The sequence below is a fragment of the Paraburkholderia sp. FW306-02-B genome (genome assembly GCF_058782725.1).
In genome coordinates this window covers 1,513,799-1,533,996 of sequence record NZ_JBYSXZ010000001.1, presented here as the reverse complement: position 1 = coordinate 1,533,996, position 20,198 = coordinate 1,513,799, and the positions used below count along the sequence as shown (strand labels likewise).

Sequence of the window (20,198 nt, the reverse complement as noted above, 5' to 3'; positions counted from 1 at the left end):
GATTATGCCTTGCGAGAGCCCGAAGGCTTTTGACGAGCAGCCGGGGCGACATTTAAGCCGCCCCGGCCGGCAATACAAACCTCAAGGCTCGAGGTTGAGTTCCTGAATCTTGCGGGTAATCGTATTGCGGCCGATGCCGAGCCGTTCCGCCGCTTCGACCTTGCGCCCACGCGTGAAATCCAGCGCTTCGCGAATCACCGCGGCTTCGAAACGGCGCGCGAGTTCGTCCATCACATCCGCCGCGTTCTCACGCAACATCCGCGCGACTTCGGTACGCAAGCCGCCTTCCCAGGCGCTGACGGGTGTCGTGACCGGCAGGCCAGTCGCTGTGGCCGGCAGCGCCGACGCGCTGATCCCGTTCATCGGAGCGCCGCCGGCAAGGCCGGCTTCGCCCGTGCCGAGCACACCACCGCCCCCACCCGCGAGGTCGGTCACGCCCGCTTGCGCCGGCCCGAGGTCCGGCGGCAAATCCTTGATCTCGATGGTCTGCGCCGGCGCCATCACCGTCAGCCAGTTGGCGAGATTCTCCAGTTGCCGCACGTTGCCCGGAAACGGCAACGACGCCAGATACGCAAGCGCTTCCTCCGACACGCGTTTCGGTTCGACGCCCAGATCACGCGCACTCTTTTGCAGGAAGTGGCGCGTGAGCAGCGGAATGTCTTCGCTGCGCTCGCGCAAGGCGGGCAAACGCAAGCGGATCACATTGAGCCGGTGATACAAGTCCTCGCGGAACAGGCCCTGGCGCACGCGCGATTCGAGATTCTGGTGCGTCGCCGCGATCACGCGCACATTGGCGCGCAACGGATTGTGGCCGCCGACGCGATAGAACTGCCCATCCGACAGCACGCGCAACAGGCGTGTCTGCAAATCGAACGGCATATCGCCGATTTCGTCGAGAAACAGCGTGCCGTTCTCGGCCTGTTCGAAGCGCCCCTGGCGCATGGCCTGCGCGCCCGTAAATGCGCCGCGTTCATGCCCGAACAGTTCGGATTCCAGCAGATCCTTCGGAATCGCCGCCGTGTTCAAAGCGATGAAGGGACCGTTCGCGCGTGGGCTATGTCGGTGCAACGCACGCGCGACCAGTTCCTTCCCGGTGCCTGATTCGCCGGTAATGAGCACAGTGGCCGCAGAATGCGACAACCGGCCGATCGCGCGAAACATATCCTGCATTGCCGGCGCCTGGCCGAGCATTTCCGGTGCATCGGCGACGCGGTCGTCCCACGTCTGTTCGCCGCGCATGCTTTCGTCGACCGCGCGGCGGATCAATTCGACCGCCTTGTCGACGTCGAACGGTTTGGCGAGATACTCGAACGCGCCGCCCTGGAACGCGGCGACCGCGCTATCCAGGTCCGAGAACGCCGTCATGATGATGACCGGCAAGCCGGGCACCTTGTCACGCACGGTTTGCAGCAATTCGAGGCCGGAGCCTCCCGGCATCCTGATGTCGGACACCAGCACTTGTGGGCTGTCGTGATCGAGCGCGGCCGATGCCTCGCGCACATTCGCGAAGCTGCGTGTCGCGAAATTTTCGCGGGCGAGCGCTTTTTCGAGCACCCAGCGAATCGATTGATCGTCGTCTACTATCCAGATCGGCTTCATATAGTTCGGTCAGAAGTCTTGAGGTGCGTTTGGTGTTAGCAGTCGAGCGGCAGCAGAATCTGAAACTCGGTATGGCCCGGGCGGCTATCCACTTCGATCAGGCCGTCGTGTTGTTGCACGAAGGTCTGCGCAAGCGTCAGACCGAGACCGCTGCCGTCCTCGCGCCCCGACACGAGCGGATAGAAAATGCGGTCACGGATTTCCTCGGGAATACCTGGGCCGTTATCAATGATATGCAAGTCCAGTGCCAGCTTACATAAGCGTTTCGACACGGTGATCTTGCGGGCAATCCGGGTGCGCAATTCGATGCGCGCGTCGCCTTGCGAAATACGTTCGCGCAACGCTTCGGCCGCATTGCGCACAATGTTCAGGAGCGCCTGGATCAGTTGCTCCTTGTCGCCGCGCAAATCCGGCACGCTCACGTCGTAATCGCGTTCGATCGTCAGACCGCGCGGAAACTCCGCGAGAATCACCTGGCGCACGCGCTCGCACACCTCGTGAATATTCACGTCGCCAACGATATGCGGATGACGGTGTGGCTCGAGCAAGCGGTCGACCAGCGTTTGCAGCCGGTCCGATTCCTTGATGATGACCTGCGTGTACTCGCGCAACTCGTCGCGCTGGCGCTCGCCGAGTTCGAACTCGAGCAATTGCGCCGCGCCACGAATCCCGCCAAGCGGATTCTTGATCTCGTGCGCGAGATTGCGGATCAGTTGTTTGTTGACCGCCGTGAGGTCGTTGATGCGCTCCTCGCGGTCGGTGCGTAAATGCCGCTCGTTCTCGAACAGTTCGAGCAGCACATAGTCTTGCGCGCTTTCCAGAAAACCGACGATCGCATGCACATGCAGCAGCTCGTGGCCCGGACGCTCGAGCACGGCGTCCAGATGCGTCGCGTGAAAACGGTGGGCGGCGATCGCGGAAATGGTCGCGAGCAGTTCGTCCGCATTCGTGAAGATGTCCGGCCACGCCATCTGCGTCAGTTGCCGGCGCGAGAGCTCCAGCATCGACTCCGCCGACGGGTTCGCGAACACGACGCGCAGCGTGCGCTTTTCGAGCACCAGCACGACCGTCGGCAACGCCTCGAAGCCGGGCAGCAAACCGGAACTGACAAGCTGAGCGTCATCCGACAACGTCTGCTCGTGCCCTTTCCTTGCCTTGATCAGATTCTTGAGAACCATCTTGCAGTCTGTGGCCGATAGGAGATGGTGATAAATCAGGGTACCGCTTGTGGTGCTGCTTATGGTGCCGCCTGTGGCGGTGCTTATTGCCCTGTGCATCGCAAACGTTCAGGCCGGAGCCTCATTCGGGTCCAACAAAAAAGGGACGGCGCCGCCGTCCCTTCGTGACCGATCGCGAGCGTCGGGCAAGCGCTTCGCCGTTTGAAGGGCGAAGCGTCATTGCCGCTTACAGCGAGTAGTACATTTCGAACTCGATCGGGTGCACCGACTGACGATAGCGTTGCAGCTCGCCCGTCTTCAGTTCGATGTACGCGTCGAGCATCGAATCCGTGAACACGCCACCGCGCGTCAGGAATTCGCGGTCCGCGTCCAGCGCGTCCAGCGCCTGGTCGAGGCCTGCACACACGGTCGGGATCTTTGCATCCTCTTCCGGCGGCAGGTCGTACAGGTTCTTGTCGGCAGCTTCGCCCGGGTGAATCTTGTTCTGCACGCCGTCCAGACCCGCCATCATCAGCGCGGAGAAGCACAGGTACGGATTCGCCATCGGATCCGGGAAACGCGTTTCGATACGACGGCCCTTCGGGTTCGACACGTGCGGAATGCGGATCGATGCCGAACGGTTGCGTGCCGAGTAAGCCAGCTTCACCGGTGCTTCGAAGTGCGGCACGAGGCGCTTGTACGAGTTCGTCGACGGGTTCGTGATCGCGTTCAGCGCGCGAGCATGCTTGATGATGCCGCCGATGTAGAACAGCGCGAATTCCGACAGACCTGCGTAACCGTTGCCTGCGAACAGGTTCTGGCCGTCCTTCCAGATCGACTGGTGAACGTGCATGCCCGAACCGTTATCGCCGACCACCGGCTTCGGCATGAACGTTGCCGTCTTGCCGTACGTGTGCGCGACGTTGTGGACGATGTACTTCAGTTGCTGCAGCCAGTCGGCGCGTTGCACCAGCGTCGAGAACTTCGTGCCGATTTCGTTCTGGCCCTGGCCCGCGACTTCGTGGTGGTGCACTTCGACCGGGATGCCGATCTGTTCGAGCAACAGACACATTTCCGAACGGATGTCCTGGAACGTGTCGACCGGAGCGACCGGGAAGTAGCCGCCCTTCGTGCCCGGACGGTGGCCGGTGTTGCCGCCTTCGAATTCCTTCGCCGACGACCACGGTGCTTCTTCCGAACCGATCTTGATGAAGCAGCCCGACTGATCCGTGTTCCACTGGACCGAGTCGAAAATGAAGAATTCCGGTTCCGGACCGAAGTAGGCCGTGTCGCCGAGGCCGGTGCTCTTCAGATACGCTTCAGCGCGCTTTGCCAGCGAACGCGGGTCGCGTTCATAGCCCTTGCCGTCAGCCGGTTCGACGACGTCGCAGGTCAGGACGAGGGTCGACTCTTCGTAGAACGGGTCGATGAAGGCCGTGTTCGCGTCCGGGATCAGCAACATATCCGATGCCTCGATGCCCTTCCAGCCGGCAATCGACGAACCGTCAAACGCATGGCCGCTTTCGAACTTGTCTTCATCGAATGCCGACACCGGCACCGAAACGTGTTGCTCCTTGCCGCGCGTGTCGGTGAAACGGAAGTCGACAAACTTGACGTCTTCGTCTTTGACGAGTTGAACGACGTCGGCCACGGATTTACTCATAACCTATCTCCTGATTAACGAATTCGGCGGGTTCAGCCGCCGCCCAATCTAGCTGACCCGTCCCGGCGCGTCCACCCCGGATCGTTGAAGGCGGACATAAAGATTTGCTGGGACAAATCGATCGGGACCAATAAAGCAGCTTCTGTGCCATGTATGCGCCAAGCAGGCGCAGAACCATATTGTGCGCGCGTTTGCGGGGAATGCACGCACCGAATGACATGCAGCCCCGATATCTTTGAACGGAACAATGCACCAAATAAGTGCCACCGCAAATGCGAAGGCCGAGTTAGTCTTTATTTTGGTGCATTTTCAATGATTTGCACCAGTCAGGGGCATTTCATGGGCAGCCGTGTGCGCATCCCTGACTCTGACTGTGGGCGGCATCCGCGCCGCACGCCGCGCGCTAGAATGGTCATTTGGACGGAAGGAGATTTGCGCTCATGAGCACGCTCGAACAGTTGTACGCCCAGGCGGAAAAACGCCGCACCGAGAGCCAGCTGCCCTACGCGGGCGCGGTGTCGCCCGCGGAGGCGTTCGAACTGCTGCAACTCGATCCGCGCACGCGTCTCGTCGACGTGCGCACCCGCGCCGAACTCGATTGGGTTGGCCGGCCGGTGATTGGCGACGGTCAATACGTGCATATCGAATGGACGCGCTACCCGGGCGCCGTGCCGAACCGGGAATTCCTCGATCAACTGAGCCAGGCGGCCTCGCCCGATACGCCGGTGCTGTTTCTGTGCCGCAGCGCCGCGCGCTCCAAGCTCGCCGCGATCGCCGCCACCCAAGTTGGCTTCACGAAGGCGTACGACCTGCTGGAAGGCTTCGAAGGCGACAAGGACGGCCAAGGGCATCGGAAGACGGTGTCGGGCTGGTGTTTTCGCGGCTTGCCGTGGATTGGCGCCTAAAGAGAAGATGCGCGTCCGTCAGAATCGCTTTTGACGGCGCGTGGTTCGCGCGGTGTAAGTACGCATCGTCGGCGCTGGATTTGACAGGCCGATGATGCGTCGAGTCTTGCCGTTTGAGCCGTTGGTCAGGCGTGGGCGCGAGCGCGCCCGAGGTTTGGCGCGCGGCGCAGACGGCTTACGTGGCGTGGATCAACCGCGCGCTTTAGCCGCAACCGCAGCTGCAGCCGCCTCCGGTTCGACGATATCGCCGCCCAGCAGATGCACGCCCTCGCGCAGTTTGACGAACGCCGCCGCCACCGCTTCGGGCTCGCCCTTCACGCCCAGATCGATGTGGTGCCGCGCATACACGCCACCGCGCTCGGCATCGCCGACGCTCGGAAGGCTGAACACCCGCACGCCCGGAAAGTCGTGCTCGATCTTTTCCATCAAAGGCGTGAGGCGTGACTCCGGCAACTCGAACACCAGCAATGACTTTTCCGCATGCGGCATCGCGTGATGCAGGTGCGCGTACTGGGTGTCCAGCACCCACTCGATCATCGGCCACGCCATCACCGGGAAGCCCGGCACGAAGTAGTGCTCCTTGATCGAGAATCCCGGAATCTTGTTGTAGCCGTTCGGAATGATCGACGCGCCCTGCGGATACGTGCCCATGTTCAGACGATGGCGGTTTTCCGCCGAGTCGAGATCGAGCGGCGTGGCCGAGTTAGCCGGATGCATGTCGCGGATGCGCTCCTGAATCAATCTGGCGGCTTCCGGATGCAGCTCGAGCGGCACGCCTAATGCGGCCGACGCGCATTGGCGCGTGTGGTCGTCCGGCGTGGCGCCGATGCCGCCCGTCGAAAACACGATGTCGCCCGACGCGAACGTACGGCGCAGCGTCGCCGTGATGCGCGCCGGATCGTCGCCGATGTACTCCGCCCAGCCGAGCGACAGTCCACGCGCGCCCAGCAATTCGATGACCTTCGGCAGATGCTTGTCGATACGTCTGCCCGACAGAATTTCATCGCCGATGATGATGACGCCAAATGCCATTGTCGCCTCTTCCGTTCAATCAGTAAGGAACCGGCGCCGCGTGCCGCGCGCCGTGCTCTTCCGCGCGCATGCGTTGGAGCGCGCGCAGACAGTAGTAGCCGAACCACAGGGCCGAAAACACGAGGATGAACGCGTAGATCCAGATCGTCACCGCGGTAATCACCGGGAACAGCACGATCATCCATACCGACGACGCCCACAGCAGCGTCGGCAGCGAACCCAGCAGACCGCTGGCGATGCCGATCAGCAGTAGCGGCAGCCGGAAACGCCGCATCAGCTGACGCCGTTCGTCGCGCGTCGCATGCAGCGCGAGCGCGTCGTAGCTCATCACGCGATAGGTCAGCCAGCCCCACAGCAACGGCGGAATCAGCGCAAAAAACGGCGGCACCAGCCAGAGCGGCAACGTGACGATCAGCAGCACCAGACAGACCAGCGTGGTCCACAGCGCCTGGCCGAGACTACCGTACCACGTTCCGCCACGGCGCATTTCAAGGCTCGCGAATTGCCGCGCCGACAGAAAGCGGATCACCGCCGGCATCGACAGCGTGGCGATCAGCAGCAGCACGCTGACGACGATCAGCGGAATCGCCATCGCAATCACAATAAAAGGCGCGATTGCCGTGTGCAGCGCCGAAAAGCCGAGCCAGTCGAACAGATGATAAAGCGTGACGGTAAACGACCAGCTTTCGAGCCATGTGCGGGTCGCGCCGATCAGCGTCTGCCAGGAAAACCAGAGAATCACACCCCACCCGACCGTTGCCGCGAGAAACGGCATGAAGGTCAGCCAGAGCATGCGCGGGTGGAGCGCGCTTGTGAGCGCGCGTCCGAACGAGCGCAACAAATCATTCATGCGAGCCAGTGCCGGTGAACAAAACAATGGGACAAGGGGAACAGCGAAACGAACCGGGATACGGACCAGGACACTGTCCAACAAGCGAACCAGGAACGCACGCGAAAACGTGGACAGGATAAACCACGCGACGCGCCGCCGGGGAAACCGGCGGCGCGAGAGGGAGAATGTTCAGACTGCAGCGGGGTCGCTGCCTTCCGCGCGGCGCTTCGACGAGAGCCGCCCGGCGATCCGCACAAAAGCGAGCCAATGCTGCGCCCAGAAACCGTCGCCATAGCGGCGGCCTTCGAGTTGATCGCGGATGCCGGTGGGCTCCATTTCGCGGCTCCACGACACGCTGCGAAACAGCATGTCCCACCACGGGAACAGCACCCCGAAGTTGCAGCCGTACTTCAGCCCTTCGTGGCCGTAGCCGATCGCATGATGCCGGCGATGGAAGGTCGGGCTGACCAGCAGACGCTCGCCAAGCCAGCCGAAGTACAGGCGGATGTTCGCGTGCTGCACGCTCTGCGCGAGATTCGTGATCGCCACCAGCACGACGAATTGTGACGGCGGCACGCCGATCACCAGCGCGATCGCGGCGAAAAACGACGCCTGCAACAAATCGTCGAGCAGATGGTTGCGGTCGTCCGACCATAGCGACATCTGTTGCTGGCTGTGATGCACCGCGTGCAGCTCCCACCACACGCCGATCCGATGCTCCCAGCGGTGATACCAGTAACCGGCGAAATCGAGCACCAGCAGATACATCACGAACGTGACAAGTGGCTGCGTGGTGACGCCCGGCCACAGATTGTCGAACTCGATATTCGCGATGTTATGCAGCCGCAGCCAGGCCTGCACGTTGTCGAAGAACGGCTGCAGCGCGAAAAAGAACAACAGGTTGAGGATGCCGAGCTTGGCGATCCAGGTGTAGATCACGTCGACCTGCACCGCCTTGCGGTTTTCCCACTGCTCGACCGGGCGCAGCGCCTCGAGCGGGCGCAGCACCGCGTACATCGCCAGCACCTCGAAGACGCCGACGAGCACCCAATACAGGCTGTCGAAAGTGTCTTCGTCGTAGTCCATCAGGTCGAAACGGAACAGCAGCGGCTGCACCACGTCGACGTACAGCAGCGTCTGCACGGCTGAGACGAAGCTGTCGAGAGAAGAAAAAATCAGATGGAACATGGTGCTAGCCTGGTTACTTCATTCGTGACGGCTCGTTGACGTGCTGCCTTGGTGCTGCCTTGGTGCTGCATTACGCGCCGTTCGGCGCCGTCACCGGCGCGCGATTGAAGAAATAGATTCCGTGCGGCGAACGGCCGACGGCAATCGTCTGGATCAGCTTGCGCGAATTCAGGTCGATGATGCCGACGTGCTTCGCGAAGCGGAACGTAACCCACAGATAGCGTTTGTCGGCGGAAAGTTCCATGTCGTCCGGCCCCGGCATCAAACCGGTGATGTCGCCGACGTTGGTGAGCGTGTCTTCGTCGATGATGCTGATCGTGCTCGCAACGCGGTTCGACACCGCGACGTGCTTGCCGTCAGCCAGCGAGCGGAAGTTGTGCGCGCCCTTGCCTGTCTGGATCGTCTTGACGATCTTCTGATTGCGCCAGTCGACCACAGCGACGTAATCCGCGCCGGTCATGCCGATCAGCAGGTACTTTTCGCCCGGCGTCATCCACAGGCCGGCCGGCACCTTGCCGACCTTCATCTTCCATTTGACGGTTTGCGTGGCCAGATCGATCGCGGCCAGTTCACCCGAAACCTGCAGTGTGACGAACACCGTCTTGCTGTCGCTGGTGAACGCCATGTGGCTCGGCATCACCGCGAGCGGCAGGCGCGAGGCCAGCGTCATGTTGTTCTGGGCGTCATAGTGATAGATGTCGAGGCGGTCCAGACGCAGACCGGTGGTGACGAGCCACTTGCGGTCAGGCGAAAAGCCGATCTGGTACGGATCCTCGATATTCTCGATCCAACGCTGCACCTTGCCCGACTTCGGATCGACGAACATCAGGTTGTTCGACACCGAATTCGCGACGATCAGCGACGAATTGTCCGGCGTGGCCATCAGGTGATGCGGTTCCTTGCCCGTCGGCACCGTGCCGACGACCTGGCGAGTCGTCTCGTCGATCAGGCTCAGCGTGGCTTCGCCGGAATTGAGCACGATCACGTTGTTGGCGTGGGCCGCCGGAGAAAAAAAGCCTGCGGCGGCGACCAGCGCAGCGCCTGCGGCGAACGTGGCAGTCACGCCGGGAAGAAAAAATTTACGCATGAAAACTCACTTCGGAGAACGACCGTCATTGTAGAACGTTTGCCGCGGGGAGCGGTTGACGTGGATGCGGGTGTGGTGCGCGGAAAAACGGGAATGCGCGGCACCCAGAGGCGAGTCTGCCAGCGAATTCTGGCGCATCGACAACCAAGCGCCGATTTTATGCAGGAGAGTCGGCGGCGGACCGTATAAAACCATTTTAATTTGCAAAATTACAGGCCAATGCCACCGGCACGAACGCAATCGCCATGGGCGCGAACGCGGTCGCAAGCGGTCTTGCCGGGTCGCGGCATGGTTGCGATTGCCGGCGGTACCTACGGCGGCCAGTCGGCGATGGCCATCGGCGTGTCGCAGCTGTCTGAAACGGGCGAACACGGTCTACAAGGTGCAAGGCACCACCGACTCGCGTGGCCAGTTCGGCGCGTCGGTCGGCGCCGGCATGCACTGGTAAGACGCAGGGCTGGCTCGACCTGAGCCAGTCACTGCGAAGGCTTTGGCATTGTTTTAATAGCAGCGAGCGGGAGCGGGTCCGGAAGGGCCCGCTCCCTTTACGCGTGATGTCATTCTCAAAAGGAGTGGCGTCGCGCGCTTTTTTATGCGCGCCGCAAAAGCGCGCCACACCGCGCCGCCGAACGCCACTCAAGTGGAGCGAACGCACGCGGCGCCCCCCCACGCGCCGCTCAGCGCTGCATCGATTCCCACACCTTGTAGAGACGCTTCACCGATACCGGCATCGGCGTACGCAACTCCTGCGCGAATAGCGAAATCCGCAACTCCTCCAGCAGCCAGCGGAATTCCGATAAGCGCGGATCCAGCACGCCGCCGCGTTGCGCCAACGCGCGCTGGTAGTTCTGCAGCAGTGGCTGGAATTCGGCGAACTGCCTTGCGTCGCGGGCGGAATCCGCCTTGAGCTTATCGATGCGCAGCGCGATACCCTTCAGATAGCGCGGAAAATGCGCCAGCTGGGAATACGGCGTGTCGACCACGAAGCGCTTGCCGATCAGTCCATCGAGCTGGTTCTGCAGGTCCGCATGCGCCGCCGTGAACGACTTTGCCTGCACCAGCTTCTTCGCCACGGTCGCGTACTCAGTGAGTATCTGGCCGACCAGCCGGGCGATTTCCTGGGCCAACAAAGTCAGACGGCTGCGGCCTTCGTCGCGGCGGGTGTGGAAACTGACGTCGTCGCCGGGCAGCGGGTCTTGCAGACAGGCGCGGTCGAGCGCGGTGTCGATGAGTTGGTCGCGCAGTTCTTCCTGGGTGCCGCGCGGCATGAACTGCATCGCCATTTCGCGCAGGCCCGGCAGATTCTTTTCCAGATATTTGATCGGCTCCTTCAACTGCAGCGCGAAGAGGCGCCGCAGCCCCGCGCGATGAATCCGCGCGGCTTCGTCCGGCGAATCGAACACTTCGACGTCACAGTGCGTGCCGCGATCCACCAGCGCCGGATAGCCGAACAGCGTCTGCCCGCCGCGGCGAATTTCGAGCAACTCGGGAAGCTTGCCGAAATTCCAGGTGGTGAGCTTTTCGTACAGCGCAGTGGCCGGCGCACCATCTTGCGGCGCGGTTTGCGGACCGGGTGCCGCGCCCTTGCTTCGCGGCGCAGCGCCTGCGGCCGCGATACTGCCGCCACCCGCATCCGCCAACGCCGCTCCAGCCGCACTGGACGCGATCTTCTGAAAATGCTGCTGCGCCTGCCCGCCGAGTTCGGCGCGCAGTTGCGACAGGTTGCGGCCCATCGCGAGTTGCCGCCCATGCTCGTCGACAACCTTGAAATTCATGAACAGATGCGGTGTCAGCGTCTCGAGCTTGAAGTCCGATTGCTTCATCGCGATCTGGGTCTGCTCGCGAATGTCGGCGATCAGCGACTCGAGCACGCCGCCCGCGCCGAAACGCGGACCGCTATGCCGGTCGACAAAGCCTGCCGCGTACTCGGGCAGCGGCACGCAATGACGCCGCAGCTTCTGCGGCAGCGACTTCAGCAGCAGTTGCGTCTTCTCTTTCAGCATGCCGGGCACAAGCCACTCACAGCGCCGCGCATCGACCTGATTGAGGGCATAGAGCGGCACCGCGAGCGTCACGCCGTCGCGCGGCGAACCGGGTTCGAAGTGATAGGTGAGCGCCATCTCGACGCCCGCCATGGTCATCCGCTTAGGAAACAGATCGGTCGTCACGCCGGCTGCTTCGTGTCGCATCAGATCGTCGCGCGACAGATAGAGCAAACGCAGCTTGTCTTCTGGCTGGCCGCTCTTTTTCACCTCATCGCGATACCAGCGCTCGAACGACGCGCCGGTGTAAATGCCCTGCGGCAACGCCTGATCGTAGAAGCCGAAAATCAGTTCGTCGTCGACCAGCACGTCCTGGCGGCGCGACTTGTGTTCCAGTTGCTCGATATCGGCGAGCAGCTTGCGGTTGTGCGCGAAGAACGCGAGCTTCGTATCGAATTCGCCTTCGACCAGCGCGCCGCGAATGAACAACTCGCGCGCACGCGCCGGATCCTGTTTGCCGAAACTCACGCGCCGCCGGTGATAGATCGGCAGGCCGTACAGCATCGCGCGCTCGAACGCCGACACCTGCGCCGCGCGCTTCTCCCAATGGGGCTCGGAGAGCGACTTTTTCAGCAAGTGCGCGCCGATCCGCTCGATCCATTCCGGCTCGATCTTCGCGATACAACGCGCGTACAGACGGCTCGTCTCGACCAGTTCGGCGGCCATCACCCACTTACCCGCCTTCTTCACCAGCGCGGAACCCGGCCACAGATAGAACTTGATGCTGCGCGCGCCGAGGTAATACGGTTCGTCGTCGGCTTTCAAGCCGATGTTGCCGAGCAAGCCGGTCAACAACGCAAGGTGAATCTGCTCGAAGGTCGCTTCGGCCTCGTTCAGACGCCAGCCGTGCTCGCGCACCACCGTCAGCAGCTGCGAATGCACGTCGCGCCATTCACGCAGCCGCAGTTGCGATAGAAAATTCTTGCGGCACTCGTCCTGCAACTGCCTGTTCGACTTCTTGTGCGCGATCGCTTCTTCGAACCAGTTCCAGATTTTCAGCCATTGGAGGAATTCGGAACGCTCGTCGGCGAAACGGCGATGCGCCTGATCGGCCTGCTCCTGCGCTTCGATCGGCCGGTCGCGCGGGTCTTGCACCGACAACGCGCTGGCGATGATCAGCACTTCCTTCAACGCCTGCTGATCGCGCGCGGCGAGAATCATCCGGCCGACGCGCGGATCGAGCGGCAAGCGCGCGAGTTCACGGCCGAGCGGTGTGAGCTGGTTGTCGTCGTCGACCGCGCCGAGTTCGTTGAGCAGTTGATAGCCGTCGGCGATCGCACGGCCCGGCGGCGGCTCGATGAACGGGAACGTTTCGATCGCGGTCAGGTGCAGCGACTTCATCCGCAGAATCACCGACGCCAGCGACGAGCGCAAAATTTCCGGATCGGTGAAACGCACGCGGCCCTGATAGTCGCTTTCTTCATACAGACGAATGCACACGCCATCGGCGACGCGGCCACAGCGCCCCGCACGCTGATTGGCGGCAGCCTGCGAAATCGACTCGACCTGCAACTGCTCGACCTTGTTGCGATACGAGTAGCGCTTCACGCGCGCGAGCCCGGTATCGACCACATAGCGAATCCCCGGCACCGTCAGCGAGGTTTCGGCGACGTTGGTCGCCAGCACGATGCGGCGCGCGTTCGAGGTGCGGAACACGCGCTCCTGTTCGGCAGCGGAAAGGCGCGCGAACAGTGGCAAAATTTCCGTATGCGGCGGATGGTGCTTGCGCAGCGCCTCGGCGGCGTCGCGAATCTCGCGCTCGCCGGGCAGGAAGACGAGCACATCGCCGGGACCTTCGCGGCACAGTTCGTCGACGGCGTCGACGATGGCTTCCATCAGATCGCGGTCAGTCTCGCGCTGGGTTTTCGGCCTTTCACGCGACGACGCAGAAGAGCCTTCCGCCGCCTTCACCGCCGGGCTGTCCTCCGCCATCGGCCGGTAACGCACTTCGACCGGGTAAAGACGCCCGCTCACTTCGATCACCGGCGCGGGTTTCTCCTCGCTGCCGAAATGGCGCGCGAAGCGGTCCGCGTCGATCGTCGCCGAGGTCACGATCAGCTTCAGATCGGGGCGCTTGACGAGAATTTCCTTCAGATAGCCGAGCAGAAAATCAATGTTCAGACTGCGCTCGTGCGCTTCGTCGATGATCAGCGTGTCATAGGCTTTCAGCAGCGGATCGGTCTGGGTTTCGGCGAGCAGAATACCGTCGGTCATCAGCTTGACCGACGCGCCCGGCGACAGATTGTCGGTGAAGCGCACCTTGTAGCCGACCACTTCGCCGAACGGCGCGCCGAGTTCTTCGGCGATGCGGCGGCCCGTCGCCGACGCGGCGATCCGGCGCGGCTGCGTATGGCCGATCAAGCCGGTGCCGCCGGCGCCGAGGCCGCGCCCCAAAGCGAGGCAGATTTTCGGCAACTGCGTCGTCTTGCCGGAGCCGGTCTCGCCGCAGACGATCACCACCTGATTCTGCGCGATCGCGCGCGCGATCTCGTCGCGTCGGCCGGAGACCGGCAGCGCTTCGGGGAACGTGATCGGCGGAATCGGGTTCGGTTCGACCACGCGCTGAATGCGCGGCGGGCGCGGCGGATTTTTTTTCTGCGCAGACGCCTGCGCGCCATCCGCGGCACGCCGCTGCTCGCGCGCCGCCGGCGGCGTGTTGCGGGTAGCGTCCTGCGCGATACGGCGCGCGGCGTCGCCGGCGTTCACCTGATCGGCGGCCGGCACCACATTCTCGTTCGCCGTAGCGGGACTTTTGGGTACATTCGACATGGGGGCGCATTATAATCCCCGGCATGAATTCCCAAACCGACCTCGTCCCCGCGCCCGCGAGCGTTCCGGCCCCCGCCGGAGCAACGGAAGACCTCGCACAGCACGCGCAATTCGTCGACTGGATGCGCTCAGTCGCCCCTTACATCCATGCGTTCCGCAACAAGACGTTCGTCGTCGGGTTCGGCGGCGAGGTGGTGCATCAGGGGCTCCTGAATGCGCTCGTGTCGGATATCGCGCTGTTGCAGGCCATGGGCATCCAGATCGTTCTGGTGCATGGCTCGCGACCGCAGGTCGAAGAGCAGATGAGCCTGCACGGCGTGGAGTCCGAGTTTTCGCACGGCATGCGTATTACGGATGCGCGCGCGCTGGAGTCGGCGAAAGAAGCGGCCGGCGAAGTGCGTCTGGACATCGAGGCCGCGATCAGCCAAGGCTTGCCGAACACGCCGATGGCGCACGCGCACATCAGCGTGGTGTCGGGCAACTTCGTGACAGCCCGGCCGGTCGGCATTCTGGACGGCGTCGATTTCGCCCACACTGGCGTGGTGCGCAAGATCGACGCGGATTCGATCCGTCATTCGCTCGCGAGCCGCAAGCTGGTGCTGCTGTCGCCGCTCGGCTTCTCGCCGACCGGAGAAGCGTTCAATCTGTCGATGGAAGACGTCGCCTCGGCTGCAGCGATCGCGCTGCGCGCCGACAAGATCGTGTTCCTGACCGAAACGCCGGGCCTGATGGGAGCCGGCGAAAACGGTCCCGAGTTGATCCGCGAACTGTCGCTCGACGACGCTTACAAGCTGCATGAAAGCGGCGAAGTCACCGGCGACGCCGGTTTCTACCTGAAGCACTCGATCCGCGCCTGCCGCGGCGGCGTGGCGCGGGCGCACATCATCCCTTACGCGCTCGACGGCAGCCTGCTGCTCGAACTGTTCCTGCACGATGGCGTCGGCACGATGATCTCGTACGAGAACCTCGAAAGCCTGCGCGAAGCCACGCCGGACGACGTCGGCGGCATTCTCGCGCTGATCGAGCCGCTCGAATCCGACGGCACGCTGGTGCGGCGCGGGCGGCACCAGATCGAACGCGACATCGACCATTTCTCGGTGATCGAGCACGATGGCGTGCTGTTCGGCTGCGCGGCGCTGTATCCGTACACGCAGGAGCGCATCGGCGAAATGGCGTGTCTGACAGTCGCCCCTGAAGCGCAAGGCACCGGCGACGGTGAGCGCCTGCTCAAGCGCATCGAACAACGCGCGCGGGCACGTGGCCTCACGCGGATTTTCGTGCTCACCACGCGTACCGAACACTGGTTCCTCAAGCGCGGCTTCGTCAAGGTCACGGTCGACGACCTGCCGGAAGACCGCCGCCGGCTCTATAACTGGCAGCGCAAGTCGCTCGTGCTGATGAAACAGCTCTAAGCGCCCCAACATAAGCGCCTGCCCGCCCCCACATCGATTACAGGAGAAGCACAGCATGACTCGTATGGTTCAATGCGCGAAGCTCGGCAAGGAAGCCGAAGGCCTCGATTTCCCGCCGCTGCCGGGCGAACTCGGCAAGCGGATCTACGAAAGCATTTCGAAGGAAGCCTGGCAGGCCTGGTTGAAGCAGCAAACCATGCTGATCAACGAAAACCGCCTGAACATGGCCGATCCGCGCGCACGCCAATACCTGATGAAGCAAACCGAAAAGTTCTTCTTCGGCGAAGGCGCGGACACGGCGCAGGGTTACGTGCCGCCGACGGCTGAATAAGCGCTTTAGGCCGCAAGCCGACCAGACAAAAATCCGCGCAGCGTGCGCGGATTTTTTTCGCCCCCCTTTCGTTGCGATCCTGCCACCGACTCGCCGAACAATACATTTCGAGCCGTTTTCAAGCCGCCTCCACATACCGCCGCAATCGGCGCAATCCCCCGCCCCGCAAGGGATTGAGCGCTCGCCGCCGGCCCCTTGCCGAACCCCGGGTTTGCACGATCCTCTGTCATCGTGCTACTATGGGCGCCGTTCCAACGGCAATTCACCTTCATTCGCGTTCAGTTCATTGTGTCGCGCCGTGCGTGCGACCCACCGGATCGAACAGTTTTTATACAAGAAGGCTTGTCGGTCGTTTCACCGCTTGATCTCGCACCATGAGCGGCGATCCAGCACCGGCCTTTTTCGTTTCGAGCCTTCCAGCGGCGCGTGGGCCAGCTTTCAGCCACCCCAGCGTCCTCATGCATCTGCCCCCCTTCCACGGCCACGCAGATGCAACAGTCAGCACAATCTAGACGAGTGTTTTTTCGCGAATCGTTCGCGCGGCACGGGCGTTCTGTGTTCTTTTTTGCGCCCTGATTTTTTGCCCTCGGTATCGGGCAACAAAAGCGCCATCGCCCTGCTCGCGAAACCGCACTTCCCCAGCACCCGTGGCGGAACGTTCATGCGCATTCATGAGTTTCGTCGCAGTCATTGGAGTTTTCACCTTGACCGCTTCCAGCAACGGCTTCTGGCGACACCACAAAGAAGAACAACGCCTCTCTCCCGACGACATCACGGTCGTCGACACATCTCTCCTCAAGCGGGCCGTCGGCGCGATGGCGCTCGGCAACGCAATGGAATGGTTCGATTTCGGCGTGTACAGCTACATCGCTGTCACGCTCGGCAAAGTGTTCTTCCCGTCGTCGAGCCCGTCCGCCCAGTTGATCGCCACCTTCGGCACGTTTGCCGCGGCGTTCCTCGTGCGGCCGATCGGCGGCATGGTGTTCGGGCCGCTCGGCGACCGCATCGGCCGTCAGCGGGTGCTGGCGATGACCATGATCATGATGGCAATCGGCACCTTCGCGATCGGCCTGATTCCGAGCTACGCAACGATCGGCATTTTCGCGCCGGTGCTGCTGCTGGTCGCGCGTCTCGTGCAAGGCTTCTCGACCGGGGGTGAATACGGCGGCGCCGCCACGTTCATTGCTGAATTCTCGACGGATAAGCGCCGCGGCTTCATGGGCAGCTTCCTCGAGTTCGGCACGCTGATCGGCTACGTGCTCGGCGCCGGTACGGTCGCGCTGCTGACCGCCACGCTGTCGCACGACGCGCTGCTGTCGTGGGGCTGGCGTGTGCCGTTCCTGATCGCAGGTCCGCTGGGTCTGGTGGGCCTGTACATCCGGATGAAGCTCGAAGAAACGCCTGCGTTCAAGAAGCAGGCCGAACAACGCGAAACCGAAGACAAAGCGCTACCGAAGCAATCGTTCCGCGAGTTGCTCCTGCAACAGTGGAAGCCGCTCTTGTTGTGCGTCGGCCTCGTGCTGATCTTCAACGTCACCGATTACATGGCGCTGTCGTATCTGCCGAGCTATCTGTCGGCCACGCTGCACTTCAACGAAACGCACGGCCTGTTCCTCGTGCTGCTGGTGATGGTGCTGATGATGCCGATGACCCTGGCGGCGGGCCGCCTGTCCGACACGATCGGCCGCAAGCCGGTGATGCTGTTCGGTTGCGTGGGTCTGTTCGTGCTGTCGATTCCGGCGTTGCTGCTGATCCGCACGGGCGAGATGCTGCCGGTGTTCGGCGGCCTGATGATTCTCGGCACGCTGCTGTCGTGCTTTACCGGCGTGATGCCGTCGGCACTGCCGGCATTGTTCCCGACCAGGATCCGCTACGGCGCGCTCGCGATCGGCTTCAACATTTCGGTGTCGCTGTTCGGTGGCACGACGCCGCTCGTCACGGCATGGCTGGTCGACAGCACCGGCAATCTGATGATGCCCGCGTACTACCTGATGGGTGCGTCGCTGATCGGCATCGTGTCGGTATTCGCGCTGCACGAAACGGCGAAGAAACCCCTGCTCGGCTCGGGTCCGTGTGTCGCGACGCGTGCGGAAGCGCACGCTGTGCTGCGCGGCGAACGTGAAGCGGCGGAGATGGATGAAAACTACGCCGCGGCAGCAACCGCGCGCGCTTGATCCTGTATTGATCCTGTACTGCGCAACTGAGTCACCAAGCTAGAAAACGGGCCGGCCTATTTGCCGGCCCGTTTTTTTATGTCAGCAGCGGTTCAAGCGTAGCCGTTGCGTGCGCACCTTCGACGATCAGCATGCCCGCCGAAATCGGCAACTTGAAACGCCGCGGTCCGGCGCTGCCTGGATTGACGAACAGCACGCCGTCGCGCTCGGCAATCGACGGTTTGTGCGAGTGACCGGTGACCACCACACCGATGCCTTCGCTGCGCGGATCGTTGGTGAAGCCGCCGACGTCGGCGATATCGTGCACGACGAGGATCGTCACCTGTTGGACTGTCAGCTTTGCGTGGGCCGGTAAGGCGGCGGCCCATTCGCCGGTGTCGTTATTGCCGCGCACGGCCGTGACCGGCGCGATCTGCGCGAGTGCATCGAGCACCGGCTGATTGCAGATATCGCCTGCGTGAATGATCGCATCGCAGCCTACGAGGAATTGCAGCGCCTCCGGACGCACAAGGTTATGCGTGTCGGAGATCAAACCGATGCGGGTGGTTCTCGCGTGTGAACTCATGCTGGGCAGTATCCACTGAATCAACGGAGCGCGCTCAATCCGCTTGCGGCTGCTCGGCCAGCTCACGCCGCAGTGTCCGCACCGGCCGCTTCGCACCGAGCATCCGTTTGGTCGCGCCCTGCACGATCACCGACACCGCCGACGCACATGCGAAGCTCAGCAATACGCTGTAATGTGGCAGCATCGTCGCGGTCACGGCGAAGAACGCGGCGAACGAGCCGCGACCGATCACCATGCCGCGCATCAGCAACGCCACGAAGTCCGCGCCGTGCGCGCGCTGTGCCGACACTGCGAGCACGATGCCGAGCAAAGGAAACACCGACAGCAGCCCGCTCCAGGTTGTGCCCATCGACGCTGACAAGGTCGTCACCGCGACGGTCAGCAGCGCACCGGCAAGCATGCGCAATGCGAGATCGCCGAGGCCAGGCCGCGTCGCCGGCACATGTCCCGCAATACGCGGCAAGCCGCTTTGCGAAATGGCGACGGCCACACAGGCCGCCGCCACCGCCCACATGAGTCCACTGCGCAGATACGTGAGCAGCATCGCGACGCCGACCCACCCCGCCATCCCGGCGACCAGAGCAAGCGGCCACGCAAAGCGCCGGCAACTCCACGCGTAAGCAAAATTGAACGCTTCCGATGCGGCAATTGCCGCGATCGACGCCGCCGACGCCTGCGCCGCGAACGCCGGGCCGCGCTCCAGCGCGAGCAGCAACACGATCGGCCCAGCGACCACCGGCAGTCCCGCTAGCCACCCCGCCACCGACGGCCCCCACACGCGCCCCGCCATCGTCAATGCGGCGAGAAACGCGGGCACCAGCGCCAGCTTGAGCGCAAGCAGCATGCTTATGCCTCGAGAAGGTGTTCGATGCGCCGGTCCGGCACGAGCCACCACGCCGCGGCCAACGTATAGAGCGCCACCGAAACCCACGGCGCGACGAACGCCAATACGATGCCCGCGAGATAGATCACGACCGAGACCTTGCCCTTGAAGTCGTTGCCGACCGCTTTGGCGAGCGTCGAATCCTTGCCGTGGTGACGGATCAGCACCTGGGTCAGAATGAAGTACGCGATCGCCGCCATGAACAGCACGACGCCGTACATCGCGGTCGGCCACGAGGCCAGATGGTTTTCGCCGACCCAATGCGTGACCGCCGGCAGCAACGACAACCAGAACAGCAGATGGAGATTGGCCCACAACACCGCGCCGCTGACCTTCTGCACGGTGTGGAACAAGTGGTGATGATTGTTCCAGTAGATGCCGACGTAGATAAAGCTCAGCACGTAGGCGAGAAACACCGGAATCAACGGCCGCAGCGCGGCGAGATCGAAGCCGTCCGGCACCTTCAATTCGAGCACCATGATCGTGATGATGATCGCGATCACGCCATCGCTGAAGGCTTCGACGCGTCCTTTGCCCATCGCTCGGTTTCCTGATGATG

General features: G+C 62.8%; 15 protein-coding genes and 1 pseudogene. 5 read left to right on the top strand and 11 right to left on the bottom strand.

What is annotated here, in order from left to right; translation table 11 throughout:
* Positions 1-81: 81 nt before the first annotated feature.
* The 3 genes from ntrC to glnA form a co-directional block, all read right to left on the bottom strand.
* Positions 82-1,599, bottom strand: coding sequence for a nitrogen regulation protein NR(I) (gene ntrC, locus AC3WOG_RS06735; RefSeq protein WP_492577255.1), 1,518 nt, complete (start codon positions 1,597-1,599; stop codon positions 82-84).
* A 35-nt stretch (positions 1,600-1,634) separates the two neighbouring features.
* Positions 1,635-2,777, bottom strand: a complete 1,143-nt coding sequence (gene glnL, locus AC3WOG_RS06730; protein ID WP_492577254.1) for a nitrogen regulation protein NR(II) — start codon at positions 2,775-2,777, stop codon at positions 1,635-1,637.
* Positions 2,778-3,003: 226 nt separating this feature from the next.
* Positions 3,004-4,419 (bottom strand): type I glutamate--ammonia ligase, encoded by a 1,416-nt coding sequence (gene glnA, locus AC3WOG_RS06725; RefSeq protein ID WP_492577253.1) that lies wholly within the window; start codon positions 4,417-4,419, stop codon positions 3,004-3,006.
* 440 nt (positions 4,420-4,859) lie between these two features.
* Between glnA and AC3WOG_RS06720 the strand changes: the two genes are divergently transcribed.
* Entirely contained in the window at positions 4,860-5,324 is a 465-nt protein-coding gene (locus AC3WOG_RS06720; protein ID WP_492577252.1) for a rhodanese-like domain-containing protein, read from the top strand.
* 189 nt (positions 5,325-5,513) lie between these two features.
* Here AC3WOG_RS06720 and AC3WOG_RS06715 read toward each other — a convergent pair whose 3' ends face one another.
* The 4 genes from AC3WOG_RS06715 to AC3WOG_RS06700 form a co-directional block, all read right to left on the bottom strand.
* Positions 5,514-6,356, bottom strand: coding sequence for a competence/damage-inducible protein A (locus AC3WOG_RS06715; RefSeq protein ID WP_492577251.1), 843 nt, complete (start codon positions 6,354-6,356; stop codon positions 5,514-5,516).
* Between the two features lie 19 nt (positions 6,357-6,375).
* Positions 6,376-7,206, bottom strand: a complete 831-nt coding sequence (locus tag AC3WOG_RS06710; RefSeq protein WP_492577250.1) for an EI24 domain-containing protein — start codon at positions 7,204-7,206, stop codon at positions 6,376-6,378.
* 171 nt (positions 7,207-7,377) lie between these two features.
* Complete coding sequence (locus AC3WOG_RS06705; protein WP_492577249.1) at positions 7,378-8,376, bottom strand: sterol desaturase family protein; 999 nt, start codon at positions 8,374-8,376, stop codon at positions 7,378-7,380.
* Positions 8,377-8,446: 70 nt separating this feature from the next.
* Positions 8,447-9,463, bottom strand: coding sequence for a YVTN family beta-propeller repeat protein (locus tag AC3WOG_RS06700; protein WP_492577248.1), 1,017 nt, complete (start codon positions 9,461-9,463; stop codon positions 8,447-8,449).
* A gap of 264 nt (positions 9,464-9,727) precedes the next feature.
* On the opposite strand from AC3WOG_RS06700, the pseudogene AC3WOG_RS06695 reads away from it, so the two are divergent.
* Positions 9,728-9,911: pseudogene (locus AC3WOG_RS06695) on the top strand (YadA C-terminal domain-containing protein); the annotation flags it as partial.
* 229 nt (positions 9,912-10,140) lie between these two features.
* Here AC3WOG_RS06695 and hrpA read toward each other — a convergent pair.
* Positions 10,141-14,274, bottom strand: a complete 4,134-nt coding sequence (gene hrpA / locus AC3WOG_RS06690; RefSeq protein ID WP_492577247.1) for an ATP-dependent RNA helicase HrpA — start codon at positions 14,272-14,274, stop codon at positions 10,141-10,143.
* 23 nt (positions 14,275-14,297) lie between these two features.
* On the opposite strand from hrpA, the gene argA reads away from it, so the two are divergent.
* The 3 genes from argA to proP all read left to right on the top strand — a co-directional run bounded on the left by argA (position 14,298) and on the right by proP (position 18,191).
* Positions 14,298-15,686 (top strand): amino-acid N-acetyltransferase, encoded by a 1,389-nt coding sequence (gene argA / locus AC3WOG_RS06685; protein WP_492577246.1) that lies wholly within the window; start codon positions 14,298-14,300, stop codon positions 15,684-15,686.
* Positions 15,687-15,741: 55 nt separating this feature from the next.
* Positions 15,742-16,017, top strand: a complete 276-nt coding sequence (locus AC3WOG_RS06680; protein WP_035546551.1) for an oxidative damage protection protein — start codon at positions 15,742-15,744, stop codon at positions 16,015-16,017.
* Between the two features lie 671 nt (positions 16,018-16,688).
* Positions 16,689-18,191: a glycine betaine/L-proline transporter ProP gene (proP, locus tag AC3WOG_RS06675; protein WP_492577245.1), complete on the top strand. Its 1,503-nt coding sequence runs from the start codon at positions 16,689-16,691 to the stop codon at positions 18,189-18,191.
* A 76-nt stretch (positions 18,192-18,267) separates the two neighbouring features.
* Here the strand turns inward: proP and AC3WOG_RS06670 are convergent, their stop codons facing one another.
* The 3 genes from AC3WOG_RS06670 to AC3WOG_RS06660 are packed head-to-tail and all read right to left on the bottom strand — an operon-like array spanning position 18,268 to position 20,178.
* Positions 18,268-18,756: a metallophosphoesterase family protein gene (locus tag AC3WOG_RS06670; protein ID WP_492577244.1), complete on the bottom strand. Its 489-nt coding sequence runs from the start codon at positions 18,754-18,756 to the stop codon at positions 18,268-18,270.
* Positions 18,757-18,790: 34 nt separating this feature from the next.
* Positions 18,791-19,600, bottom strand: a complete 810-nt coding sequence (locus AC3WOG_RS06665) for a hypothetical protein (RefSeq protein WP_492577243.1) — start codon at positions 19,598-19,600, stop codon at positions 18,791-18,793.
* 2 nt (positions 19,601-19,602) lie between these two features.
* Entirely contained in the window at positions 19,603-20,178 is a 576-nt protein-coding gene (locus tag AC3WOG_RS06660; RefSeq protein WP_492577242.1) for a TMEM175 family protein, read from the bottom strand.
* Positions 20,179-20,198 lie beyond the last annotated feature (20 nt).